Consider the following 24,118-nt stretch of genomic DNA (forward strand, 5'->3'; position numbering starts at 1 on the left):
GAACCGTCGCAGCCGGACCGTCCGCCCCAAACACGTCATCCGTCCCGTCCGTCAGCACGTTGCCAGACACCGACGCCCCCTCAGACACACTGTTCGTGTCCGCATAGGCCGTCGGAACATCGTCGACGATGTCGATGGTGATCGTGCCCGTCACCGTGTTGCCGTTGGCATCCGTTGCCGTGTAGCCGTAGCTCTCCGCGCCCGTCTCCGTCTGACCGCCGTTGTCCGCGTCAGGCGACGTGTCGAACGGGCGCGTCAGCGTGTAGGTGTAGGTACCGTCCGCGTTCAGCTGCAGCGTGCCGTAGCTGTCCGTGCCGCTGTCGAGCGTGTAGCTCACCGCCCCCGCGACGTTCAGCGACCCCGTCACCGTCTCCCCCGTCCCCGACGGGTTCGACCCCTCGACCGTGCCCGGCGCAAGGTCAGACCCGTCCTGGACAAGATCAAGCGACGCCTCGTCAACCGTCTTCGTCTGGTTCACACCGGAAAGCGTCACATCCGTGACGTCGATCGATAGCGTCACCGTCGACGTGTCCCCGTCGCCGTCCGTGATCGTGTAGACGAAGGTGTCCGTCACATCGCCGCTGATCGCATCCGCCGTCGACTGATACGTGTAGGACCCGTCCGCGTTCAGCGTCAGCGTCCCGTAAGCCCCGGCAATCGCAACCCCAACGTTCCCGCTCACAGGGCTCGACGTGTCGCTGCCCGAAGCAACACCCGTCACGCCGCCCGAAGGAACCGTCGCAGCCGGACCGTCCGCCCCAAACACGTCATCCGTCCCGTCCGTCAGCACGTTGCCAGACACCGACGCCCCCTCAGACACACTGTTCGTGTCCGCATAGGCCGTCGGAACATCGTCGGTTATTGTTATTGTGATCGGACTTTGGACCGAATCTCCGTTGCCATCGGTCAGAATTACATTGAACTCGTCGGTGACGACATCGTCAGCGCCGACGAGACCGATGCCGTCATGGTCGATCGTGTTATCGCTGAGCACATACTCGAAGGAATACTGCCCGCCCGGGCCAACCGTTACGATGAGCGTGCCATATTCGCCCTCTATGGAACCGCCACCCGTTACGTTAACGGAATCCCCGTTCGAATTCGTCACAACCAGCGAGCCGAGGCCATCGTTTCCCGGGTTGACGATGATATCTCCCGTCGTGGAGGACGAGCCACCGCCTGACCCTTGGGCATCCTGCGTATCGAGCGCGCTTTCATCGACAATTCCCGGTAGCGGAGTGATGCCGAGCGTGGGCAGGTCGTTTTCCTGGATAGCCGCCGGAAAAAGTTCCGGTTCATCGAGTGTGCCGAACTGCAAACCCGTTGGCGGCAAGAGGTCGATGACAGGACCTGCATCGCCGATTCCTGGTGCCGCCACACCGAAGTTAGCGCCGCTGCTTTGTGGTTCGGACACGACCGAAAGCCCGCCGTCCGGGCCGGCCGCCACGTTTATGCCATTTGCTTCCAGCGCCGCGGTGAGCGCCACCTCCGGAATGACGACATCGTCAATAACGAATGTGGGGATTCTCAAGGCTGCATTCAGGATCGTGATCGTTGTGCCGTCCGGTTGGACAAGCACGAGATTGTCTCCGTCAACTCTGATCTCGTCGATGGAAACACCTTGAGGAAGGCGGACGAAACCGTCGGAGCCGGCGGACACTTGAGAGGGGATAATGATCTCCGCATCAGCCTCCGGCGCCGCCTCGACAACTTCGCCCGAAGCTGGGTCGACCGGAACCGGTTCCTCGCCCGTATCCGCTTGAGCAACCGCAAACGCCGCGTCGCCTTCATCCCTTACGGGAAGTGTCGCTTCATTCGCGGAAACTTCTAACTCAACACCAGATACGTTCGAATAATCCTGGTTGGCCATAACATCCCCCAAAGATAATGCCTTTCGGGAAGAGGCCATTAGATCAAAGATTTCTGCAATACGTAGTCTACCTATTCGATATATTATTATATGCTAACTCTGCGTATTTTTTGGTTTGGTTAACAAAAATGCATATTATATTATATATTTTGAGTTCCGAAATATAATAATCAATATCATCTAAGAAAACGCCCTTTAGGGCAGGACACTATATCTGATTAAAATTTTATCGTTTATGTAAATCAAAAATATTCTATATGTATTAATTGCCAATTTATTTATCTGATCTAACGTACCCCAAGTAATAAATATTGGGGGCGGCGGTGAATACAATCAAGATAAATTTTTATAGAATATTTATATCGGCCCTCATCGGTATGTCGATTGCTGTATTTCCTGGCAGTGCTCTGGCGCAAGAGGCAGACCATAAAGAATTTGCGTCGGTCGCTGCAATCAGCTCTACGCACGACGACTGGAGGGTTGCCGCGATTTCTCCCCGGCACGAAGCAAGGCGGTTCGGCGACCGCCGCCAGAATGAAAACTTTACGACAAAGAAAAGTTCCAACGCCGGACGGGGCGTGTTCGGTTCGGTAGCCGTTCCCTTCGGATCACTTCCGTCCAAGAAGGATTGGCAGGCTGTTTTTCCGCAGGTCAAACGGGCGACCTTCGTCGATTGCGCAAGCTCGGCGAATTGCAACGACAGGAGCCTCGATCTCGCCAAGACGGTTCACAGCGCGAAAATCATGCCTTTCTCGCAGAAGCTCGCCTTGATCAACGTCGCAGTCAATCATGCGGTGCATTATGTTCCGGACAACCTGAACTACCGCAAACTCGACCATTGGGCGAAGCCGGATGAGACCCTGAACGCCGGCCGAGGCGACTGCGAAGACTATGCAATTCTGAAGATGGCCGCATTGAGCGCCGCCGGCATACCGCTCAACAGCATGTCGATCGTCGTTCTGCAGGACACGCGCCGGTCTCTGTTTCATGCCGTGCTGGCCGTTTCGACCAACCAGGGTCACTATATTCTGGACAATCTGCACGACAGCGTCATGAAAGACAGCGAACTCGGTGACTACATGCCGCTTTACTCGATGAGTGCTGAACGGTCCTGGATCCACGGCATCAGGCAAAGCGGAAAGACGATCGCATCGCTTTCGAGCGCGCCTGCAGATTTTTCGCCTGGGGAAGGTATTGCGGCGAACAGCCGCTTCGAAGCCCCGGCCGCCGGCTTGTGAAAATCAGGTGGCCCGCCCGGGCCCATCAGCCATGGTGCCTCAACCTGGCAGGATGTAGCCGATGATAGCGTCGTGGTCGGTCAGCGGCGCCCTTGTCGCGTTGAGGCGCCCGCGCAGGACCTGCTGCTCAACCGCGATGATATAACCGACAGTAGCTGCTCCCCCACCAACAAGCTTGAGCTTTGCGATCAAGTCTTCGAAGTGAACATCAAGGGAAAGACGCACCCCTTGCACCGTCGTGTTTTCCGAAAGCCGCAGCATCCTCGATTGTACAAGAGACATGAACGCCGGATTGTAGGCGATCAGCTTCCTGTCTTGCGAAAGCGCAAAACAGGGCGAAGGGCACGCCTGGACCTGGTTTCGCACCGCTGAAAGTCCGGTCAGTTCCCTGCCCGCCAGCACGCCCTTGCGCAAATACATTGCCGCAGCCACCCTGAGGGCTGACGAAAGATTTGCATCGCTTCCGGCGGCCTTCTCGATAGTGCCTATGACTTCTCCAAGCGACCGGCCTTCGGATTTCGCCAAATCCTCCAGGCTTTCCCAGAAAATCCTCTCCAGCCGGATGCCCCGACGCGCGTCGTCGACCCGAACGACCCTAAAACGCGGCTCGAACTCCCATCCCTCCTGACGGGCGCCTCCATCCTTGAGCATCCCGCTTCAGCGCTCCCTCAACGCTTCGTTTCGCGCCTTGTTGATCGGCTTCATGAGGTAGGCAAGGATGGTCTTCTTGCCCGTCAATATGTCGGCCGTAGCGACCATTCCAGGGATGATCGCATAGCTCTTTCCGTCCTTGACGAGTTCTGCGTCATCGGTCTTGACGCGCACCTGGTAGAAGGTTTCGCCCGTGTTCTGATCGACCAGACTGTCGGCGGAGATGTTCTGCACCTCACCCTCGAGCCCGCCATAGATCGAGAAGTCATAGGCGGTTACCTTTATCAGCGCCGGCTGGCCGGGTCTGACGAAGGCCACGTCGCGCGGGGAGATCCGCGCTTCGACGAGAAGCGTCTCCGAAGTCGGCACCACTCCCGCAATGACGGCTCCCGGATCGACATAAGCGCCTATGGTATTGACCTCGAGCGTATTTATGATGCCGTCGACAGGCGAGCGGATATCCGTTCTGGCGACGCGGTCGCTGGCGCCGCGCATCGTCTCCTCCACCACCGAGAGCTCGGACAGCGCCTCGGTTTTTTCCGCCAGCGCTTCCTGTTGGACCTGCAGCCTCAATTCCTCGATCTGCAGCTTTGCCTCGTTGATGGATGCCGTTATCCGCCCCACCGCCTCCTGCGTCGATTGCAGTTGACCGCGCGTTTCGGCGAGTTCCTTTTCGACGCGCAAAAGCTCGGTTTGAGCGACGAGCTTGCGCTCGACCATCGGCCGCAGAAGGCTAGCCTCTTTCTGGGTAACCTCCAGATTGGCTTCCAGCCTTGTGATATTCGCACGAGCCTCGTCAAGTTCGTGCATCCGCTGCCGCCGCCGCTCGATCAAAACCGCCCGCTTGTTCACTATGTTGTCGGCACGCGCCTTCAGGAGGCGCGCCTCGTTCTCGCAGATCTCGGGCGCGACACCCGCGATTTCGGAAGGACAGGCGTACGGCTCGTCGAAACGGCCTGCCGCCTCGAGTTCCAATCTCGCGATCTGAGCGCGAAGAGCTCTTGCGCGCGCAGCGGACTCGCCAAGGGAGACCGTCGTCGCGGTATCGTCGAGCCGCAGGATCAAATCCCCCTTTCTCACGACCTGCCCGAGAGAGACGGCGATTTCCTGCACCACTCCGGCTTCGCTCGATTGAACGATCTGGGTCTTGGAGATGGGGATGATTTTTCCTTCACCCCGGGCGATTTCCTCCACCTCGGTTATCGATGCCCAGCCGATAAAGCCGATCAGAAGCGCACCTATGACGAGAAGGCCCAGCCTTGCAAATAAAGGAGGACGATCCATCGCCCCACTCCTCTCTTCCTAACCACCGCCGGCGCACGGGGCGGATCCCGCGTCCGGTGGCGCTTTACGTCACGCGCGCTTCCTTCGCCCTTGCGTTTTTCTGAAGTTCGGCGATCACCTGCTCCTTGGGCCCATCAGCTATCACGCGGCCCTGATCGATAACCACCAGCCGTTTCACGAGCTGCAGCATGCTGAAACGATGTGTGGAGATGATCAGCGTCACCGTTTCGTCGAATGCCCGATTGAGCTTACCGATCAACTGGCGTTCGCTTCCCAGATCCATCGCGCCGGACGGTTCGTCCATGAAAACGATCCGCGGCTTGCTGAGCAGGATCCGGGCGATCGCAACCGCCTGCCTCTGCCCGCCGGAAAGTTGACTGCCCCGCTCTCCGACGGGCATGTCGTAACCCTTCGGGTGTCTGGCCACGAATTCGTCGACGCCAGCCAGCCGGGCCGCCTCGACGATTTCCTCGTCGCTCGCCCCGGGCCTGGCCATGAGCAGGTTTTCTTTCACCGAGCCTGAAAAGAGATCTGCGCTCTGAGAGGAAAACCCCACTGCCGATCGCACGATTGCCGGGTGGTATTGGCGGATGTCCACGCCGTCGATCAGGAGATTGCCGTCAGTCGGTGGATAGAGCCCGGCAATCAGCCGCCCGACAGTCGTCTTTCCCGATCCTACACGGCCGATAATACCGAGCTTTTCGCCTGCTTCGATGGAAAGAGTGAAATCGTTGAGCGCAAGGCTGTCCGCCCCTGGATATGAAAAGGACACCGACCTGAATGCAACGCTGCCCGAACGGATTTCCCGATTGACGAAGCCGGCGCTTTGCGGCCGATCCTCGGGCTGGCTCATGATCGTATCGAGGATGCGCAGCGACAGCATCGCCTGACGCAGGCGTGAAAGCGTCAGGGCGATCTGCCCCAGCGGAGCGACGGCGCGGCCTGAAAGCATCACGGTGGCGATAATCGCGCCCGACGAAATGTTGCCTTCCGAAAATTCATAGGCGCCAGCAACGATCAGCGCCACTGTCACCAACTGCTGGAAGAACTGGGTCATGTTCGCCGCCCAGGCGGAAAGCTGCTTTATTCCTTCCGCGGTCCGCGACGCGTTCTTGGCCAGTTCGCTCCATTTGCGCAGCAACTGGCGCTCGGCCCGCAGAGATTTTACCGTCTCGATCGTCGAAATGGTCTCGACGAGGAGCGATTGCCGCTGTGCAGCCTCGTTATTCGCCGCCGCCACGCGCCGGCCAATCCTCGATTGGGCGACAAACCCCGTGAGGAGCGCAAGCACGAAAGCAATCGCCGGGATGATCGCCAGCCAACCCGATACGCTGTAGATCACGCCAATGAATATGAATACGAACACGCTATCGATGATCGTGCTCAGCGTATTCGATGTGAAGAACTCCCGAACGAATTCGTATTGCGTCACGCGGCTCGCATATTCGCCTGTCGACATCGGCCGGGAGGAAAGCGTGGCGTGCAGCACTTTCTCAAACAGATTGTAGGAGAGTTTGAGGTCCGCCTTGCGGCCCGCATAATCGATCAACGCCGCGCGTACGCTCTTGAGGAGAAAATCGAACAGGATAGCGCCCGCCACCCCGAGCGCCAGGACCCATAGCGTCGCCGTTGCCTGGTTCGGCAACACCCGGTCATAGACGTTCATGACGAACAGCGGGGTAGCGAGCGCCAGCATGTTCACGAACAAGGCCGTCACCGCAACCTGTAAATAAGATCGCCAGAAAGGCGCAAGCGTCGACGCCAGCCAATGATGGCGCTCGATTCTGCTCCCCTCACCGACCTGAGCCGTCTCTGACCGGTTCAGGTAAACGACACTGAAGGAGACTATCAGGCGAATCTTCTTCGAAAGCACATCGATGAGAGGAACGCCCTCATCCTCACCCGAGCCGGGCAATAACGACGTACGGATCGAATTGTCGGGCAAAGCCTCCAGGAGGGCGAGCGCCGTACCGTCCTCGTAAACCACAAGCAACGGCAAATCGGCCGAGCCGCTCAGAAGATCGCGGCGGCTGTGCTCTTCCACATCGAGGCCGATACGCGCGGCCAGGCGCTCGACATCTTCAAACGATGGATGCGCCTCATCGAAAGGCGTATCCGAAAACAGGACGGTTTCGGAACTCGGACGCGCGAGAAACTGCGCAATCTCCCGGAACGCAAACCTGAATGTATCCGGGTTTGAGCGGCTTTCTACCGGGAATGTCCGAACCTGTTCCAATAGCGCCTTTCAGACTATCTCCGCGAGGGCTCCCTACTGGCTTCGAATCGGAGCCAGCAGATCTAGCGGCAACGTATTTTCCTGATGAGACGGCACCCGCTTGTAGGTTTCCGTCGGCGGGGTCGGAGGCACGTCGAATTCCTCGCGAGCGTAGGCATCGGACTGCTTTGCTGCGGCGACTTGCATGGTGTCCAGAAGCGTTCCGGTCGCCGCCAGCAGGCGATATTCGGCAAAAAGCGACGCGAATTGTGCGGTCTTCGCCAGGATATTGACATTCACACGCGTATTCTGCGCATCAAGAACGTCAAGCAGAGAGCGCCTGCCGACCACAAGCTGTTCGCGGTAGGCTTCCACGATCCGCGCATTCGTCGCGGCCTGAGCGCTGAGCGATCGTGCCAGCTCGATCTGGCGCTGGCGCCTGTCCCAGGAGATGCGCACGGCCTCTTCGACTTCGCGATGCACCTGGTGTAACACCAGGCGCTGTTCGCTCGCCCTGCGGACCTGCTCTTGCTCGTTCGCCTTGTCGATACCTCCCCGGTAAAGATTCCAGCGCGCCACGACACGCGCCTGCAAGTCGCTCGTACGCCCGTCATCGCCGTTCACGTCGTAACCAGTGGACCCGCCGGCCTCCAGGCTGATCTGCGGAAAGTAGTCCGAGCGGGCTGCGTTGACGAGAGCTTCCGCGGCATCGATATCTGCGACGGCCACTTTCACCCGGGGATTACTCTGGCGCGCAGTACCGATCGCGGCGTTGAGCGACTGAGGCAACGCGCCCGCGACCGAGGCGGGCATGGACGGGTTCTTTATCGGCTTGCCGACCAAACGGTAGAACCGGATTTTCGCAGCCTCCAGTTCTTCCTCGGTCTCTATGAGACGCGCCTGGGCCGACTGCAGTCGCTCGATCCCCTGCTGGCGATCGGCCTCGGTCAGCACCCCCCCTTCGATCAACGTTCTGATCTCGCCGTTTATCGATTGATGGAACGCGACGTTTCCGCGGTTCTCGTTCACGATCTGGACCTGGAGAATATATTCCAGATATTCGCGAACGACCTGCAAACCTATCGTTTCGGAGCGCTCAAGAACGCGAAAGGAGGCGGAATCCACGCGCGCCGCCTGGCGGTCAAGTTCCGCCCGCCGGTTACCGCCGTCGAACAGCGTTTGCGTCAGCGTAAGGCCTACGTCCGCCGGGTAAAGCGGATCATCGTCCAATCGCGAGGCACGGCGCGATGGGTTATCGAGACGACGGACGCCAACGGAAGTTTCAAGGTCAAGGCTCGGCAGGTAGAGCCCGCGGGCCTGCCGCAATTCGAACTCGATCGCCTCGCGGTTCTCGATCGCCTGACCGATCTCCGGGTTGGATTCCAGTGCAACGGACAGTGCTTCCTTGAGAGACAACGCATTGGCATCATTGCTGAATGACGCAACCGTACCAAGCAGAGCTGCAGCCAAGACACGAGAAATACGCGGCATCTACTCCATCCCCCCGGGAGCCAGCATTTACGTTCAAGGCTGCCGGCAATTCGTCGATTGAAATTCCCCCGCGCCGATGCGGCGTCGAGACTGCGTCACGCTATGGCAAGCTTAACGATGTAACAAGAGAGATGAGTAAACGGACCTCGGAGAATACAGGGTTTTCCGTTGCTGCGATGCCGCATTTAGAAACTAAGTTGCAGTTCTGCAACACCTCACACCGACGGCAGGCGGAGCCGGTGGAAGCGAAATTTCGAAAATTTCAAAACTGGGAGATCACCTCATCTCACGATGACCATTGTCCCGAGCGTCACTTGATCGAACAGCGCGGAAATGTCTTCATTCGTCATCCTTATGCAACCGGAGGAAACAGCCCTTCCGATCGTCCATGGCTGGTTGGTTCCATGGATTCGGTAAAGCGTTTGCCCCAGATAGAGCGCTCTCGCGCCAAGGGGGTTTTCCGGCCCGCCGTGAATAACGGACGGCAACTGTCGTCCCTCCCTTGCCTCCCGGCGGATCATTTCCGCCGGAGGGCGCCAATCGGGCCATTTTGCCTTGCGAGAGACACGCTCGCGCCCGCGCCAGGAAAACCCCTCGCGGCCTACGCCAATCCCGTATCGGACGGCCGTACCGTCTCCCCGCACGTGGAACAGTCGACGCTTCCCCGTATCCACGACGATCGTGCCCGCCTCAAGCTTCTCCTCGAAGGGAACGACCTTCGGCTTCAGATCGGGATCTTCCCACGGAGCCTTGAACGACAGGCTGCGCTCCTTGAGCACCCACCTTCCGGAAGCCGGATCGAACTGGCGAACAGTCGCCCGATCGCCCGCGGCCAGCGAATGCTCCTGCCCTGCAACGGCCAACAGCAAACAGAGAACTATTGGAAAAATGTTTCGAGGCAGCAACACGTAAGACACTCCCGTTCACCGGGACCAGAAATACCCAAGTATCACGCTGCTGGGCAAACTGTTTTCAGATTTCCCCTTCGGAAATCAAATGCGTATTGTAAGATCAGGCACTACACCCAAGGGATGCCGGCTTTCTTTCGGCGGAATAACAGTCGAAGCGTATCTCTTCTCCGCCGCGGCGCGCCAGCTCCACCTGCTCGGAAACGATCCGCATCATGTTCTTCAATTCGATCTGATCTTCGAAGATGACACCGCCGATATCGAGCTTCAGATGAATGGCCTGCCCTTCCGCAAGGAATGGGGCATTCGCAACCGCCTCGCGGATCCGTTCGCCCACGTCGCGCGCCTGTTCTTCGCCAGCGCCTGGAAGGAATATTCCGAACGAATGATCGCTAAGCCGTCCGATTATATCGCTCCGGCGAACGCTGGTCCGAATGACCGAGGCGACCCGCCGCATGGATTCCTCACCCCATTCGTAACCGTGGTCGCGATTGATCGTCCGTGCGCATTCGGCCTCGATAATGACGAACGCGCCGAACGTCCTCCCCGCTTCTGAAACGGAAACCGACCTCCGCCGCTCCACGAGCGTGGCAAAGGCGTTTCCATTGAGCACTTCCGTCGACGGATCGTGCGCCGCCGCGAAGTTCCGCTCGTGCCTAAATCGCCTGAGGCGCTCCCGCAGGACTCCGATATAGACCAGCATGGGAACCGCGACGGCGGCCGGCACTGTAACGGCGGCGGCAAGTGCCCTCTGGTAAGGATTGATTTCCTCACCCAAGAACATGAGATAGTGAACTATGAGCGAAAGCCCGACCGCCACGGCAAGGCCGATTATCACGAAGCCCGCATGGCGAGCTACGCTTGAACTGCATTGCATCGCAGTCTTTCGACCTTTCACAATTTGCCTCCGCAACATTATTTGGCGCTTTCGGGCAGCGTTATTCGCAACGACAGACTAAAGGAGGCCGTTTAACAATCGGTTTCCCCGGAAGAAAGTGAGCGATTTTAGGTACTTCCGCTTCCCACAAGCGCGTGGAACCGCCCAATGTCGCCGCATCGAAATACTTGCGAATATCGAAAGCCGGCAACTTGCACCGACGATCGGCGAATTGCAGGCGATACAGGCAGACGGATCTCTGCGCGGCATCAGACCAAACCCGCCAGCTTGGGGGCATGAAATCTGCATGTCGACAGCGGGCCGCGTCCCGATGCAAGGGATAGAGACGCCCTACCCTCGCGAACACACGACGCTAATTGAAATATAAAAGTGGGAACTGGCGGAGAGAGAGGGATTCGAACCCTCGGAACGCTTGCGCGCTCAACGGTTTTCGAGACCGCCCCGTTCGACCACTCCGGCACCTCTCCGCATTGGGCTGTATTTGGCCTCAGGTGGCGCGGAACATAGCCAAGCGAATTGCACTTAACAAGGGGGGTGATAACGGTTTTCCGCAAGGGTGGAAAAGCCTGGAAAAATGCACGCTCATTTACCGACGAACGGCAATGCGCCTTCGTGGGCAACCTGGTAACCGCGGCTTCCCCTGCCCCGCCCGAACAGACAATTTACCGGAAGCTCGCAGCCGGGCAATCTGCAAGCCAGGCCACGACCATGAAGACGTATCGCGGCCGGGTCCTGTGATCATGGCAGAAACTCTATCGAAATTGGCGCGATATGCGGCGCGTATCGATTGACTTTGCCTCGTCAATCCGTATAGTCCAGGCGCTTCGTCGAAGGAACGGTTCCTTCCACGTCGTAATCCGAGGCTCTCCAACCCTTCGTCAGCGCAGACGTTCCCGCTTTGGCGGGTCGATGTGTTTGAAGGGACTTCCCGGCCGACAGCTGAGGCATTGGGAAAGTTTCCGGGCAGAAAAGCAAGCCCGGCACCGACAAGTCCCGATCTGCGCGAATTCGCGGCGCAGTGACGGCGCCGAAGGATACGAACGAAGCAAGCCCGGCAAACCGCCGGGCGAATGTAAAAACGAAAAGAAGGACGTGCGCGACATGTTCGCAGTGATCAAAACCGGCGGCAAGCAGTACACGGTTGCCGCAGACGACCTCCTGAAGGTCGAGAAAATGCCGGCGGAAGCCGGCGAATCCGTCGTTTTCGACGAAGTTCTCATGGTTGGCAACGGCGCCGACACCACGATCGGTTCCCCGACCGTCGAAGGCGCGACCGTCGTTGCCGAAGTCGTGGAACAGGGACGTAACCGCAAGATCATCGTCTTCAAGAAGCGTCGCCGTCAGAATTCGCGCCGCCGCAACGGCCATCGCCAGGCTTTCACGCTCGTCAAGATCACAGACATCCTGACGAATGGCGCCAAGGCGAAGAAGGCCGAGGCCAAGAAGGACGAAAAGCCGGCTGCGGCCAAGGAAGAAACGGCCGAAGCCGAACTTCCGGTCCTCTTCACCGCGCCCGAAGGCGAAAAGGACGATCTGAAGAAGATCGGCGGCGTCGGTCCGGTCCTCGAAGGCAAGCTGAACGCGCTCGGCATCACCACCTATGCGCAGATCGCCGCCTTCACGGCTGAAGACATCGCCCGCGTCGACGAGGCCCTGAGCTTCAAGGGCCGCATCGAGCGCGAAAACTGGGTCGAGCAGGCCAAGGAGCTGGCAGGCAAGTAATTGCCTGCGCCCTTGAGATCCTGAACTGAAGAAATCGGACGAGGAGTTTCGTCATGGCACATAAAAAAGCAGGTGGTTCGTCCCGTAACGGCCGCGATTCCGCAGGCCGCCGCCTCGGCGTCAAGAAGTACGGCGGCGAGCACGTGATTCCGGGCAACATTATCGCCCGTCAGCGTGGCACGAAGTGGCATCCGGGCACGGGCGTCGGCATGGGCAAGGATCATACGATCTTCGCCACGGTTGAGGGCAAGGTGGCCTTCCAGCAGAAAACCAACGGCCGAACCTTTATCAACGTACTCCCGGTAATGGCAGCCGCGGAGTAACGCCGACGTGTCCTTTGAAACCGCCGGCGTCTCATCGACCCGGACGGTTTTGAAAACCGGCGCGATCCAAAGAGATCAAGGGGAGATGGGACGCCATCTCCCCTTTTTCTTTTATCCGTCCGCCGGGAGGACAATATGGTTGCCGATCTGAGGGAAGACAGTGAAGAGAGAAGTCCGGATGCGGCCTTGACGCCGCAGGAAACCGCGCGGCTGCGCCTCGACGCGCCGCGTAACGACGATCTCGCGGACATCGTCTATCTGGCAAACAACCGAAAGATCGCCTCGATGCTGGCGACGATGCCGCATCCCTTCAGCCTTCAAGATGCGCGCGAAATGGTGGCGCGCTGCGAGGACAACGGTCCGCGATGGGCGAAATTTGCGGTCAGGCTGAAGTCGACCGGCCGCTTCATCGGCGCTGCGGGTTTCGGCGCGTTCGGGGATTCGGGCGAGGTTCATCTCGGCTACTGGATCGGCGAGCCGTTCCAGGGCAAGGGATATGCGACGGAAGCCTCTCAGACCCTGATCGATCACGTCTTCACGAACACGCCGATTTCACGGCTCGAAGGCGCAATCCGCATCATCAATCCGGCCTCGAGGCGGGTCCTGGTGAAATGCGGCTTTCAGTATCGCGACCAGAGCATGATCCAGTCACGGGCCGCGGGCGGCGCCGTTTCGGTCGAGCGTTTCTACCTGGAACGCAGCACATGGCAGGCCCTGAAGAAGTGGGCGCGCGCGTCATGAAACCGCCGGAGCTCAGAACGCGGCGACTTGTTCTGCGCCCGCTCCTGCCGGCGGATGCCGATGCGATAGAGAAGCTCGGCGGGCGCGATTTCGAGGTTGCGCGCTGGACGACCGGTTTCGCCTGGCCCTATGAAGAAGGCTCGGCCGAAACTTTCGTGGAAGAGGCGCTTTCCTGTAACCCTGCCGTCAGGGAGGCCGTTTTCGCGGTCACTCTCGGCGGGGTCTTCATCGGCGTGGTGGCCATGGAAGCGCCCGGCGACCTGGAGGAATACGCAAAACTGCCGACGCTCGGATACTGGATCGGCAGGCCGTTTCAAGGTTTCGGATATGCCTTCGAGGCTGCCCAGGCGGTTCTCGACTGGGCTTTCGAGGCGCATGGCGCGCCTGGATTCGCCGCACGCGTATTCAAGGACAACGGGCGCTCGCGCAAGCTGCTTGAGAAGATTGGCTTTGTCTCCACAGGCCAGTGTAAAAGGTATTCAAGAGCCAGGGGCGAAGTGGTCGAGAACTTTACGATGTGCCTTGAACGAAAAGAATTCGAAAAGAGATATTCATCATGACGGATAATCTGAAGACAGCTCGCCTGACGCTGCGCACTCCGTGCGATCACGACATCGACCGGGTGGTCGAATTTGCCGGCGATTTCGAAGTCTCAAAAATGCTGGCGGTCGTCCCGCACCCTTACGAGCGGCGAAACGCAATCGAATGGCTGGAGCACATCCGCGCAACGGATGGAAAGGACGAGCAGACTTTCGCGATCGACGACGGGAGCGGGCTCATCGGAGCCATTTCGTTTCGGAAGTTGCGGGAAACACCCCGGATCGGCTATTGGCTTGGCCGGCCTTTCTGGGGCCGGGGCTATATGAGCGAAGCGGCGCATGCCGCACTCACATGGCTTTTCTCAACCTTCGACGCGCATGGCGTGGAGGCGGAGGCCATGGCGGAAAATCCGACCTCGATCGCCGTTTTGCGCAAACTGGGCTTTGAGGAAACGGCAAGCGGGAACTGCGCGTCGCAAGCTAGGGGCGAGGCCATGCCATCGCTTGTTCTGCGCCTTGAACGAAACACCTTCCTGACGACGACGCAGCATGCGGCGGAGCAGGAAGCGGAAAAAGAGCTGGTGGAATGAAGTTTCTCGATCAGGCGAAGATTTACGTACGCTCCGGCGACGGCGGTGCCGGATGCGTCTCCTTTCGCCGTGAGAAATATATCGAGTTCGGCGGCCCGGACGGCGGCGACGGCGGGCGCGGCGGCGATGTATGGATCGAATGCGTCGAAGGGCTGAATACCCTGATCGATTACCGCTATCACCAACACTTCAAGGCGAAGACCGGCACCCATGGAATGGGCCGCAACCGCACGGGCGGCAAAGGCGAGGATGTGATCCTGCGCGTTCCCGTCGGCACCGAAATCCTGGAAGAGGACAACGATACGCCGATCACGGACATGACGCAGCCCGGCCAGCGGTTTCTGCTCTTGAAAGGCGGCAACGGCGGCTTCGGCAATTCGCACTTCAAATCCTCGACGAACCAGGCGCCGCGCCATGCCAATCCGGGTTTGGCCGGTGAGGAAAAGTGGATCTGGCTGAGGCTCAAGCTGATTGCGGATGCAGGTCTTGTCGGGCTTCCCAATGCCGGCAAATCGACCTTTCTTGCAGCCGTATCCGCCGCCAAGCCGAAGATCGCCGACTATCCCTTCACGACGCTGCACCCGAACCTCGGCGTCGTGGAAATCGACGGGCGGGGATTCGTGCTGGCGGATATTCCGGGGCTCATCGAAGGCGCGCATGACGGCGTGGGGCTGGGTGACCGTTTTCTCGGCCACGTCGAGCGCACGCGCGTTCTGCTTCACCTCGTCGACGGGACGGATGAAGACCCGGGGAACGCCTACAAGGTCGTGCGCGGCGAACTGGAGGCCTACGGCCACGGCCTGACCGACAAGCCCGAGATAGTCGCCCTTTCCAAGGCGGACGCGCTGACGCCGGAAGTGCGCGAGGAAAAGGAGAAGGCGCTGGAAGCAGCCTGCGGCCAGAAGCCAATCGTTATTTCCTCGGCAAGCCGCGAGAACATCGACCGGACCTTGCGCATGATGGTTCGCGCGATCGACCGCGACAAGGAGGTTGAGGCGAATCAGGTTCCCTCCAAGCTCGAAGAGCCCTGGCGGCCTTGAGGCATAATGACATGACCACGACCGCCACCCCCATGCATCTGGCCGATTTCAGGCGTATTGTCGTGAAGATCGGCTCATCCCTTCTCGTCGATAACGGCCGTCTCAAGCGCGAATGGCTGGACTCCCTTGCCGATGATCTTCAGAAACTCGCAAGGGGCGGGGCGGAAATCATTGTCGTATCCTCAGGGTCCATCGCGCTCGGGCGCGGTGTCCTCGGCCTGCCGAAGGGGCCGCTGAAACTGGAACAGGCCCAGGCAGCGGCGTCCGTCGGGCAAATCTCTCTGTCCCGCGCCTATTCCGAGAGCCTGGGCGCGCGCGGCCTCACGGCCGGTCAGATCCTGCTTACCCTTGGCGACACGGAAGAACGCCGGCGCTACCTCAACGCTCGCGAAACCGTATCGACGCTCTTGAAATTCGGCGCGATCCCGATCGTCAACGAGAACGATACCGTGGCGACCTCCGAAATCCGCTACGGCGACAACGACCGGCTCGCCGCGCGCGTCGCGACGATGGTGAGTGCCGAGTGCCTGGTTCTGCTTTCCGATGTCGACGGCCTTTACACCGCCCCGCCCGCGAGCGATCCGGATGCGCTGTTCATTCCCGTCGTTCCGGTTGTCACGGAAGAAATCGAAGCCATGGCGGGCTCCGCCGGGTCGGAACTTTCGCGCGGCGGGATGAAGACCAAGATCGAGGCCGCCAAGATCGCGACTTCGGCCGGTACGGTGATGGCGATTGCGAGCGGCAAGCGTCTCAACCCGCTCACCGCGATCGATGGCGACGCCCGCGCGACGTGGTTTCTCGCCTCATCCACCCCCGGCTCGGCGCGCAAGGCCTGGATCGGAGGGCATCTGGAAACGCGTGGCACGCTGCACCTCGATACCGGGGCCGTACGCGCCCTGCTAAGCGGCAAGAGCCTTTTGCCCGCCGGCGTGAGGGCCATCGACGGCGACTTTTCACGTGGCGACGCCGTGCGCCTCCTGGACGATGCGGGGCGTCTCATAGGACGCGGCCTTGTGGCTTACGATTTCCCGGAGGCGAGCCTCATTCTCGGGCGCAACAGCCGCGAAATCGAGGCGATTTTGGGTTACGCCGGTCGTGCGGAGATGATCCACCGGGACGACCTGGTCCTTGACGGGGCGGCCGTTGAAAGAAACATGTAGACCACAAAAAGAACGACACTCGGAATTTACAGGACAAGAGCGATGTTGCAGGAAGCGGTGGCCGGTCAGGCCAATATCGAAGAGCTGATGCTCGAAATGGGCGCGAACGCACGCGCGGCCGCACGCAAGCTTGCAACGGCACCGACCGCCACAAAGAACGCGGCCCTTAATGCCATGGCGGAAAGTCTGCGCGCCCACACGGCGGAAATCCTTTCGGAGAACGCTCAGGACATCGCCGCGATGAAGGCGAACGACCAGACGCCCGCCTATCTCGACCGCGGCACGCTCAGTGAAGAGCGGATCGAGGCGATTGCCGCAAGCCTTGAAGCGATTGCCGGGCTCGACGATCCCGTCGGCAAGGTCGTCGATTCCTGGGACCGCCCGAACGGGCTTAAGATCGAGCGGGTGAGAACGCCGCTCGGCGTGATCGGCATCATCTACGAAAGCCGCCCGAATGTGACGGCGGATGCTGGCGCGCTTTGCCTGAAAGCGGGTAACGCTGCCATTTTGCGTGGCGGGTCGGACACCATCCGCTCCAACATTGCCATTCACGCAAGCCTTGTCGAAGGCTTGAAGGCCGCAGGTCTGCCGGAGGCGGCTATCCAGTTCGTGCCCGTCACCGACAGGGGGGCTGTGGGAGAATTGCTGAAGGGCCTGAACGGCCAGGTAGATGTGATCGTGCCGCGCGGTGGACGGAGCCTGGTCGAGCGCGTGCAAACGGAAGCGCGAGTACCCGTTTTCGCGCATCTTGAGGGAATCTGCCACCTTTTCATCGACCGTTCAGCGGACTTGGGAATGGCGGTGGATGTGGTGACGAATGCGAAAATGCGGCGCACAGGCATCTGCGGCGCGCTGGAAACGCTTCTTGTCGACCGCACGGTTGCCGATACCCACCTCGCGCCGATCCTCCGCGCGCTTGAAGAGCGCGGCTGTGAAATTCGCGGCGAGGAAAAAGTCAAAACGTACTTCGCGGGCGCAAAACCGGCCGATGAAAAAGACTGGCGCAGCGAATATCTCGACGCGATCCTGTCCGTGAAGATCGTCGACGGCATCGACGAGGCCATCGACCATATCGAGACCTATGGGTCGCATCACACGGACGGCATCATCGCCGAGGATGCGGCAGCGGTGGAGAAGTTTTTCAACGAAGTGGATTCGGCGATCCTCGTGCACAACGCCTCGACGCAATTCGCAGACGGCGGAGAATTCGGCATGGGCGCGGAGATCGGCATCGCGACGGGACGCATGCATGCGCGCGGACCCGTTGGTCTGGAGCAACTGACAAGCTTCAAGTACCGGGTGCGCGGCTCCGGCCAGACCCGGCCATGACGGGCCGGCAATGACAGCCGGCCTCATTGCAGTGCCGCCTGCGGAGTGGATGCGGCTGCCCCATGCCGAACCCGGCAACCGGATCGGCCTGTTCGGCGGGTCGTTCAACCCGCCACACTCCGGCCACAGGATGGTTGCCGAAACGGCGCTGAAACGCTGCGGCCTCGACCAGATATGGTGGCTGGTCACACCCGGCAACCCGCTGAAGGAACGCGGCGGGCTCGCGCCCCTCGAGGAGCGGGTGGAAGCGGTAAAAAAACTGACCCGCCACCCGCGCATGAAGGTAACCGCCTTCGAGGCGCTGGCCGGCACGACCTATTCCGCCAGCCTGCTCGCAAAACTGCGGGATATCCGCCCGAATCTGCAATTCGCCTGGGTTATCGGCGCCGATAACCTGATGACCTTCCATCGCTGGCGGGCCTGGCGTTCCATCCTGGAAAGCGTACCGGTGATCGTCGTGGACCGGCCCGGGGCGTCCTTCGCGGCACTGAAATCGGTTGCGGCAACCGCTTATGCGCCGTATCGGCGCGACGAACGCCTGGCCGCGCGCCTTGCCGACACCCCCGCGCCGGCCTGGACTTTCCTGCACACCCGCCTCGACGATACGTCCTCGACAATGTTGCGGGCACAGCGTTGCGGGCGTGTGACAGTTGCGGGTCAATGAGGCTCTAAAACGCATTCCGGCTCTGTTCGCACCTTTCGCCGGCCCGCCACATCTTGAAAATGTCGATCCGGATCGCTTATCTTTACAGTCGTTCGATCTGGTTTCGATCATGCGCGAAGCATGTTCGAGCGACCAGAATCGAGCTTCCGGATACGCGGGTTGGTCCGCGTTATCCCTGACCTGGAGCGCTTTCCACGAAAGCGGCATCGCTTTCGTGACAAGGAAACGCCCCTGAATCAATGGCTTGAGCATATCAGTGTCGCGAAATCCGGTTCTGATTTCGCGGGATATGCTCCAGACGAAGGGCTACACGTCTGAGCATGACCTTTGAATCCGAGGGGACCGTGGCGTCCTCTCATCAGGATGAAGCGATTTCCGTTGCCAAGCGCGGCAATCTGCTCGATATCGTCCTCGCCAGTCTGGAAGACTCCAAGTCCGAGGACACCGTTTCAATCGACATCACCGGAAAATCCGCGATCGCCGATCACATGGTGGTCACCTCGGGCCGTTCTCACCGGCACGTGGGCGCCATCGCCGATCATCTATTGCGCGATCTCAAGGACTCCGGGCACGGAGCGGCGCGGGTCGAAGGACTTTCGGCTTGCGACTGGGTGCTGATCGACGCCGGAGATGTGGTGATCCACATTTTCCGTCCGGAAGTGCGCGGCTTTTACAACATCGAGAAGATGTGGTCCGCCGACATTCCGGCGACACCCAGACTATCGGGCTGAAGCACGCCTGACGGGCAGTATCTTATTCAGGGACCGGATTTTTCCGGCAGCGGCTTGTGCGTGTGTTGTTCGCCTCTATCGGACGCCTGAAAGCCGGCGCCGAACGGCAGCTTTTCGACAGATACGCAGAGCGGATCGGCAAGGCCGGTCGCCCGCTTGGAATATCCTCCGCGCAAGAAATCGAAATACCGGAAGACCGTTCGCCGCGCGCGGAAGAGCGCAAGGCAAACGAAGCGCGCGCACTCATGAAGGCGCTGCCGGCAGGGTGTATCGTCATCGCACTCGACGAAAACGGCAAGACGTTCACGAGCGAGGCCTTTGCCGCACGGTTCGAAAGCTGGAAAGACAGCGGCGCACCGGCCATCGCCCTCCTCGTCGGCGGGCCGGACGGGCACGGTGACGAAGTGTTGAACGCAGCGGAGCTGAAACTCGCCTTCGGGCCGATGACATGGCCGCACCAGATCGTGCGCAGTCTTGCCGCCGAACAGGTTTATCGCGCGATCACGATTTTGAGTGGTCACCCCTATCACCGCGCATGATATCGCCTGCCGATTGGGCATAACCATTCCAACGCCCGTATTCTGCCTCATTTGTAAACTAGCGAACGAATGATCGATGGGGCCTCCGCGCGAACGGTCGTTATGGTTGACGATTCATTAACGTGACGGAGCCATCCTGAGGGAAACGGACAGGCGAGATGACGGTGCAGAAAAAGCACCCGGCCATGGTTGCGACCTGTTCGAACGTTTCTCAAGGGGTGGGTATGCGCATTGGGTCAGCCCGGGCTCGGGACGCCGTGACGGCTTTCTTGTTGAGTCTGTGCCTCCTATTCGGCGCAACTGCCGCGTCAGGGCAGGATACGCCGGGCGAAGGCGCCGACGAGAGCGCCTTGAGCGGACGGATCGCCGAGCGGGAAAAGGAACTGGGCGCCCTTACGCAGGACATCGAGCTGTCGGCCGAAAGGCAGGCGGCGATCGCCCGCGAGATCCGCGCGATCGACCGGGACCGGGAGGCGCTCAACGTAGACCTTTTGCGCACCGCACAGCGGGTCAAGGCGCTTGAGGACCAGTTGGCGGCAACCGAGGCGCGGCTTGGCCGCCTGGTGAGGAACGAGGAAACCGTGCTGGCTTCTTTGAGAGAACGGGAAGGCGTATTGACGGAAGTGCTATCCGCGCTGCAGCGGATCGGCCAGCGTCCGCCGCCCGCGCTCGCGGTAAGGCCGGAAGACGCGATCGGCGCCGTTCGCGGCGCGCTACTTCTCAACGCGGTCATGCCGGAAGTTCACATCGAAACTCAGGCGCTGTCGAGCGACCTGAAGGAATTGCGTCGGCTGAAAGTCTCCATCGCGGCGGAGCGGGACCGGCTGACGACCGATGCCGGGCGCCTTGCCGAAGAGCGCAAGCGCGTGGAACTGATACTGGCCTCCAAAAGGGAACAGCGCGCGAGAAACCAGGCCGAACTGGAATCCGAGCGCGAACGCGCAGCGCAACTGGCGGAGCAGGCGACGTCCCTGAAGACGCTGATAGCCTCCATCGAAGAAGAAATCGAAAGCGCGCGCAGGGCGGCGGAAGAGGCGCGCGCCGCCGAAGCCGCACGGGCGAAGGCCGGCGAAACGGAAACCGCCGCGGCACCCTTTGCCGATCCGGGCCGGCTGGCGCCCGCTGTCGCATTTGTGAACACGAAAGGAAACCTGCCGCTTCCGGTGGCCGGCTCCTCTCTCAGAAGCTTTGGCGAAGACGACGGATTCGGCGGTTTGACCGAGGGCCAGTCCATCGCCACCCGTTCCGGTGCCCAGGTTACGGCGCCGACCGATGGCTGGGTGGTCTATGCCGGACCGTTCCGTTCCTACGGCCAGCTCTTGATCCTGAACGCCGGCGACGGGTATCATATCCTTCTTGCCGGATTGGGACGCATAGACGTGGAGTTGGGGCAGTTCGTTCTCGCCGGGGAACCCGTGGCGGAGATGGGATCGACGCAATTGGCAAGTGCAGCGACCCTTGACCTTGCAGCGACTCAGCCCGTCCTCTACGTTGAATTCAGAAAAGACGGCATCGCGATCGATCCATCGCCATGGTGGGATCGAGCCGAAGACGAAAAGGTTCGCGGATGATTCGGAAAGCCTCACTACTCCTGGTTGGTGTCGTTATGGGCGCAACCGCCGTGACGACGCTGTCGCAAGTTCCGGTACGCGTCAGCGGTGTCGCAAACGCCGCCGCATCCGACACCTACAGGCAGCTCAACCTGTTCGGAGATGTGTTCGAACGTGTCCGGTCCGACTATGTCGAGACGCCGGATGACGCGAAGCTGATCGAATCGGCGATAAACGGCATGCTGTCGTCGCTCGATCCGCATTCCAGCTACCTGTCGCCGAAGAACTTCCGCGACATGCAGGTGCAGACCCGCGGCGAATTCGGCGGCCTCGGCATTGAGGTCACCATGGAAGACGGGCTCGTCAAGGTCGTCACACCTATCGACGACACACCGGCATTCAAGGCCGGCGTGCTGGCCGGCGACCTGATCACCCACCTCGACGGCGAACAGGTGCAGGGCCTGACCCTCAACGAAGCGGTCGAGCGCATGCGCGGCGCCGTGGGCACCGAAATCGAAATCACGGTTCGCCGCGAGGGCGCCGACGAAGCGCTGAAATTTTCCATCAAGCGGGACGTCATCCGCATCAAGTCCGTGCGCTTCCGAGAAGAGGACGATGTCGGCTACATCCGCGTCACCCAATTCAACGAACAGACGTTCGATGGCTTGCGCGACGGTATCGAATCACTGACGAAATCCATCGGCGAAACGAGGCTCAAGGGCTTCGTGATCGACCTGCGCAACAATCCGGGCGGCCTGCTGGATCAGGCGATCGCCGTTTCCGACGCCTTCCTCGACCGTGGCGAGATCGTCTCCACACGCGGGCGCAACAGCGAGGAAACGCAGCGCTACAACGCCCGTTCCGGCGACCTCGTCAAAGGCGTTCCGGTGATCGTGCTGCTGAACGGCGGTTCGGCTTCGGCCTCGGAGATCGTGGCGGGTGCGCTGCAGGACCATCGCCGCGCGACCATTCTCGGCACCCGCTCCTTCGGCAAGGGCTCCGTGCAGACGATCATCCCGCTTGGCGCGAATGGCGCCATCCGCCTGACCACGGCGCGTTACTACACGCCCTCCGGCACATCCATCCAGGCCAAGGGCATCGAGCCCGACATCGAAGTCCTTCAGGAACTGCCCGACGAACTGAAAGGCAAGGCCGAGACCAAGGGCGAAGCAGGCTTGCGCGGCCATCTGCAAGCGGAAGACGGCGAGGAGAACGAAGGCTCCGGCAGCCAGGCCTACGTTCCGACCGACCCGAAGGACGACGCGCAGCTCAAGCTTGCCCTCGACCTGTTGCGGGGCATCCAGGTACACAGCGCCTTCCCGCCAACCGGTGAGCAGAAGGCATCCGTTCCCAACTGATCGGCCAAGTCGCTAGTAGCCGGTTCGAATATCAACGCAGATCGACTCCAGGTCATTGAGGGAGTGGCCCGGCGATGCGGCAAAGGCGGTTTGACCGAATATGAGCTCGAATGATCTGTCCGCTCCCCTCGGACTGGGCAAGCGCAAAATCATGCGCTTGCCGTTCGGCCTCGTCGGGGCCGGCCTTCTCGTCATTCTGATCACTACCGCACTGGTCTGGATCGGCGTCGTGGACGACCCCCTTGGCGGCGAACCGACGGCTGTGGTTCGCCTCGAACGATCGTTGGAAGGCCTTTCCGCGCGAGACATCGGCGTCGTCGGCATCGATCCGGTACTCAACGACGAATCCTCCTCGCAAACCGCAAACGGCAAGAGAGAAGCCCAGAAGCCTCTCGGCCCCAGGTTCGAACCGAACCCCGATTTGTCGCAGACCGTTGCCGCCGGCGTAACTCCGCCGATCCCCTCAAGTCTTTCTATCCGGGCCGATTCCCGCGTGATGGAACCCGGCCCCTACGGCCCGCTTCCCGCCGTTTCAGCCGACGGGCTGCGACCGCTCGATCTCTACGCGCGGCCGGCCGACAATTCCTTCCCCAACGTGCCGAAGATCGCCATCGTGGTCGGCGGCTTGGGGTTGTCGCAAACGACGACGCAAATGGCGATCGAGAAATTGCCGCCGGAAACCACCTTCGCCTTCGCCCCCTACGGGTCGAGCCTCGACCGCTGGATGCAACGGGCAAGGCAGCAGGGTCACGAGATGCTGCTTCAGCTTCCTCTGGAGCCTTTCGATTATCCCGACAACGACCCCGGCCCCCACACGCTTCTCGTGAACCTCAAGTCCGACCAGATCCACGACCGCCTCGCCTGGCTGCTGTCGCGCCTGACTAACTATGTGGGTGTGACCAACTATACCGGCGCCCGTTTCACCTCGGACGAAGCGGCGCTGCAAGGCCTCTTTTCCCAGGTCACCGATCGCGGACTGATGTATCTCGACGACGGTTCGTCGTCGCGCAGCGTCGCGGCGACCGTGGCAAGCGGGGAACACACGCCGTTCTCCAAGGTCGACATCGTGCTTGATGAAGTGCCGAAGCCCGATGAAATCACCTCGCGCCTGCTTCAGCTTGAAGGCGTCGCGCGGGCGCAAGGCATGGCGGTTGGCGGCGCCTCCGCATTACCGGTGACGATCGAACAACTTGCCGAATGGTCCAGGACGCTGGAGGAGCGCGGCTTGCAACTCATCCCGGTCAGCGCCTCTATCGATCGCTCGGTCGGGAACTAGT

General features: G+C 60.6%; 22 protein-coding genes and 1 tRNA gene. 15 read left to right on the forward strand and 8 right to left on the reverse strand.

Annotated elements, in window-relative coordinates; genetic code table 11:
- A partial coding sequence (locus HPQ64_RS01755; RefSeq protein WP_172886677.1) for a beta strand repeat-containing protein occupies positions 1-1,870 on the reverse strand: 1,870 nt, incomplete at its 3' end.
- Positions 1,871-2,181: 311 nt separating this feature from the next.
- Between HPQ64_RS01755 and HPQ64_RS01760 the strand changes: the two genes are divergently transcribed.
- Positions 2,182-3,108: a transglutaminase-like cysteine peptidase gene (locus HPQ64_RS01760; RefSeq protein WP_246270247.1), complete on the forward strand. Its 927-nt coding sequence runs from the start codon at positions 2,182-2,184 to the stop codon at positions 3,106-3,108.
- A 39-nt stretch (positions 3,109-3,147) separates the two neighbouring features.
- Here HPQ64_RS01760 and HPQ64_RS01765 read toward each other — a convergent pair whose 3' ends face one another.
- From HPQ64_RS01765 to HPQ64_RS01795, 7 genes are all read right to left on the reverse strand, one after another.
- The gene (locus HPQ64_RS01765) at positions 3,148-3,759 is read right to left on the reverse strand and encodes a ribbon-helix-helix domain-containing protein (RefSeq protein ID WP_172886678.1); all 612 of its coding nucleotides are present in this window, start codon (positions 3,757-3,759) and stop codon (positions 3,148-3,150) included.
- Between the two features lie 6 nt (positions 3,760-3,765).
- Positions 3,766-5,043, reverse strand: a complete 1,278-nt coding sequence (locus HPQ64_RS01770; RefSeq protein WP_172886679.1) for an HlyD family type I secretion periplasmic adaptor subunit — start codon at positions 5,041-5,043, stop codon at positions 3,766-3,768.
- Between the two features lie 64 nt (positions 5,044-5,107).
- Positions 5,108-7,279 carry a type I secretion system permease/ATPase gene (locus tag HPQ64_RS01775; protein WP_172886680.1) on the reverse strand — a complete coding sequence of 724 codons (2,172 nt, stop codon included), beginning with the start codon at positions 7,277-7,279 and terminating at the stop codon, positions 5,108-5,110.
- Positions 7,280-7,312: 33 nt separating this feature from the next.
- Positions 7,313-8,749, reverse strand: a complete 1,437-nt coding sequence (locus tag HPQ64_RS01780; protein WP_172886681.1) for a TolC family outer membrane protein — start codon at positions 8,747-8,749, stop codon at positions 7,313-7,315.
- 281 nt (positions 8,750-9,030) lie between these two features.
- The gene (locus HPQ64_RS01785) at positions 9,031-9,612 is read right to left on the reverse strand and encodes a L,D-transpeptidase (protein ID WP_343035889.1); all 582 of its coding nucleotides are present in this window, start codon (positions 9,610-9,612) and stop codon (positions 9,031-9,033) included.
- A 148-nt stretch (positions 9,613-9,760) separates the two neighbouring features.
- Entirely contained in the window at positions 9,761-10,534 is a 774-nt protein-coding gene (locus tag HPQ64_RS01790) for a GGDEF domain-containing protein (protein ID WP_172886683.1), read from the reverse strand.
- Between the two features lie 398 nt (positions 10,535-10,932).
- Positions 10,933-11,022 (reverse strand) — tRNA-Ser (locus HPQ64_RS01795).
- 634 nt (positions 11,023-11,656) lie between these two features.
- On the opposite strand from HPQ64_RS01795, the gene HPQ64_RS01800 reads away from it, so the two are divergent.
- The 14 genes from HPQ64_RS01800 (at position 11,657) to HPQ64_RS01865 (ending at position 24,117) form a co-directional block, all read left to right on the forward strand.
- On the forward strand, positions 11,657-12,277 hold the full coding sequence (locus HPQ64_RS01800) for a 50S ribosomal protein L21 (RefSeq protein WP_172886684.1): 621 nt from the start codon (positions 11,657-11,659) through the stop codon (positions 12,275-12,277).
- 53 nt (positions 12,278-12,330) lie between these two features.
- Positions 12,331-12,600, forward strand: coding sequence for a 50S ribosomal protein L27 (rpmA, locus tag HPQ64_RS01805; protein WP_172886685.1), 270 nt, complete (start codon positions 12,331-12,333; stop codon positions 12,598-12,600).
- 135 nt (positions 12,601-12,735) lie between these two features.
- Positions 12,736-13,341 carry a GNAT family N-acetyltransferase gene (locus HPQ64_RS01810; protein ID WP_172886686.1) on the forward strand — a complete coding sequence of 202 codons (606 nt, stop codon included), beginning with the start codon at positions 12,736-12,738 and terminating at the stop codon, positions 13,339-13,341.
- Positions 13,305-13,901 (forward strand): GNAT family N-acetyltransferase, encoded by a 597-nt coding sequence (locus HPQ64_RS01815; RefSeq protein ID WP_210260049.1) that lies wholly within the window; start codon positions 13,305-13,307, stop codon positions 13,899-13,901. The genes HPQ64_RS01810 and HPQ64_RS01815 overlap by 37 nt, the downstream gene beginning before the upstream one ends.
- Positions 13,898-14,470 (forward strand): GNAT family N-acetyltransferase, encoded by a 573-nt coding sequence (locus HPQ64_RS01820; RefSeq protein ID WP_172886687.1) that lies wholly within the window; start codon positions 13,898-13,900, stop codon positions 14,468-14,470. The genes HPQ64_RS01815 and HPQ64_RS01820 overlap by 4 nt, the downstream gene beginning before the upstream one ends.
- Complete coding sequence (obgE, locus tag HPQ64_RS01825; protein ID WP_172886688.1) at positions 14,467-15,510, forward strand: GTPase ObgE; 1,044 nt, start codon at positions 14,467-14,469, stop codon at positions 15,508-15,510. The genes HPQ64_RS01820 and obgE overlap by 4 nt, the downstream gene beginning before the upstream one ends.
- A gap of 11 nt (positions 15,511-15,521) precedes the next feature.
- Positions 15,522-16,670: a glutamate 5-kinase gene (gene proB, locus HPQ64_RS01830; protein ID WP_172886689.1), complete on the forward strand. Its 1,149-nt coding sequence runs from the start codon at positions 15,522-15,524 to the stop codon at positions 16,668-16,670.
- A 42-nt stretch (positions 16,671-16,712) separates the two neighbouring features.
- The gene (locus tag HPQ64_RS01835) at positions 16,713-17,999 is read left to right on the forward strand and encodes a glutamate-5-semialdehyde dehydrogenase (protein ID WP_172886690.1); all 1,287 of its coding nucleotides are present in this window, start codon (positions 16,713-16,715) and stop codon (positions 17,997-17,999) included.
- Positions 18,000-18,009: 10 nt separating this feature from the next.
- Positions 18,010-18,663, forward strand: a complete 654-nt coding sequence (locus tag HPQ64_RS01840; RefSeq protein ID WP_210260050.1) for a nicotinate-nucleotide adenylyltransferase — start codon at positions 18,010-18,012, stop codon at positions 18,661-18,663.
- Positions 18,664-18,983: 320 nt separating this feature from the next.
- Positions 18,984-19,394, forward strand: a complete 411-nt coding sequence (gene rsfS, locus HPQ64_RS01845; protein ID WP_172886691.1) for a ribosome silencing factor — start codon at positions 18,984-18,986, stop codon at positions 19,392-19,394.
- Between the two features lie 56 nt (positions 19,395-19,450).
- Positions 19,451-19,933 carry a 23S rRNA (pseudouridine(1915)-N(3))-methyltransferase RlmH gene (rlmH, locus tag HPQ64_RS01850; RefSeq protein WP_172886692.1) on the forward strand — a complete coding sequence of 161 codons (483 nt, stop codon included), beginning with the start codon at positions 19,451-19,453 and terminating at the stop codon, positions 19,931-19,933.
- A 350-nt stretch (positions 19,934-20,283) separates the two neighbouring features.
- Positions 20,284-21,504: a murein hydrolase activator EnvC family protein gene (locus HPQ64_RS01855; protein WP_210260051.1), complete on the forward strand. Its 1,221-nt coding sequence runs from the start codon at positions 20,284-20,286 to the stop codon at positions 21,502-21,504.
- Entirely contained in the window at positions 21,501-22,841 is a 1,341-nt protein-coding gene (locus HPQ64_RS01860) for a S41 family peptidase (protein WP_172886693.1), read from the forward strand. The genes HPQ64_RS01855 and HPQ64_RS01860 overlap by 4 nt, the downstream gene beginning before the upstream one ends.
- 100 nt (positions 22,842-22,941) lie before the next feature.
- Entirely contained in the window at positions 22,942-24,117 is a 1,176-nt protein-coding gene (locus tag HPQ64_RS01865; RefSeq protein WP_210260052.1) for a divergent polysaccharide deacetylase family protein, read from the forward strand.
- The last annotated feature ends 1 nt before the right edge of the window (position 24,118 follow it).

Source organism: Hongsoonwoonella zoysiae, assembly GCF_013266695.1.
Taxonomy (GTDB): Bacteria; Pseudomonadota; Alphaproteobacteria; order Rhizobiales; family Stappiaceae; genus Hongsoonwoonella; species Hongsoonwoonella zoysiae.

Coding starts and splice junctions, on each gene's coding strand:
- HPQ64_RS01765 (WP_172886678.1), bottom strand. CDS start 3,759: ATGCTCAAGGATGGAGGCGCCCGTCAGGAGGGATGGGAGTTCGAGCCG.
- HPQ64_RS01770 (WP_172886679.1), bottom strand. CDS start 5,043: ATGGATCGTCCTCCTTTATTTGCAAGGCTGGGCCTTCTCGTCATAGGT.
- HPQ64_RS01780 (WP_172886681.1), bottom strand. CDS start 8,749: ATGCCGCGTATTTCTCGTGTCTTGGCTGCAGCTCTGCTTGGTACGGTT.
- HPQ64_RS01790 (WP_172886683.1), bottom strand. CDS start 10,534: ATGCAATGCAGTTCAAGCGTAGCTCGCCATGCGGGCTTCGTGATAATC.
- HPQ64_RS01800 (WP_172886684.1), top strand. CDS start 11,657: ATGTTCGCAGTGATCAAAACCGGCGGCAAGCAGTACACGGTTGCCGCA.
- rpmA (WP_172886685.1), top strand. CDS start 12,331: ATGGCACATAAAAAAGCAGGTGGTTCGTCCCGTAACGGCCGCGATTCC.
- HPQ64_RS01810 (WP_172886686.1), top strand. CDS start 12,736: ATGGTTGCCGATCTGAGGGAAGACAGTGAAGAGAGAAGTCCGGATGCG.
- HPQ64_RS01815 (WP_210260049.1), top strand. CDS start 13,305: ATGGCAGGCCCTGAAGAAGTGGGCGCGCGCGTCATGAAACCGCCGGAG.
- HPQ64_RS01820 (WP_172886687.1), top strand. CDS start 13,898: ATGACGGATAATCTGAAGACAGCTCGCCTGACGCTGCGCACTCCGTGC.
- obgE (WP_172886688.1), top strand. CDS start 14,467: ATGAAGTTTCTCGATCAGGCGAAGATTTACGTACGCTCCGGCGACGGC.
- proB (WP_172886689.1), top strand. CDS start 15,522: ATGACCACGACCGCCACCCCCATGCATCTGGCCGATTTCAGGCGTATT.
- HPQ64_RS01835 (WP_172886690.1), top strand. CDS start 16,713: ATGTTGCAGGAAGCGGTGGCCGGTCAGGCCAATATCGAAGAGCTGATG.
- HPQ64_RS01840 (WP_210260050.1), top strand. CDS start 18,010: ATGACAGCCGGCCTCATTGCAGTGCCGCCTGCGGAGTGGATGCGGCTG.
- rsfS (WP_172886691.1), top strand. CDS start 18,984: ATGACCTTTGAATCCGAGGGGACCGTGGCGTCCTCTCATCAGGATGAA.
- HPQ64_RS01860 (WP_172886693.1), top strand. CDS start 21,501: ATGATTCGGAAAGCCTCACTACTCCTGGTTGGTGTCGTTATGGGCGCA.
- HPQ64_RS01865 (WP_210260052.1), top strand. CDS start 22,942: ATGAGCTCGAATGATCTGTCCGCTCCCCTCGGACTGGGCAAGCGCAAA.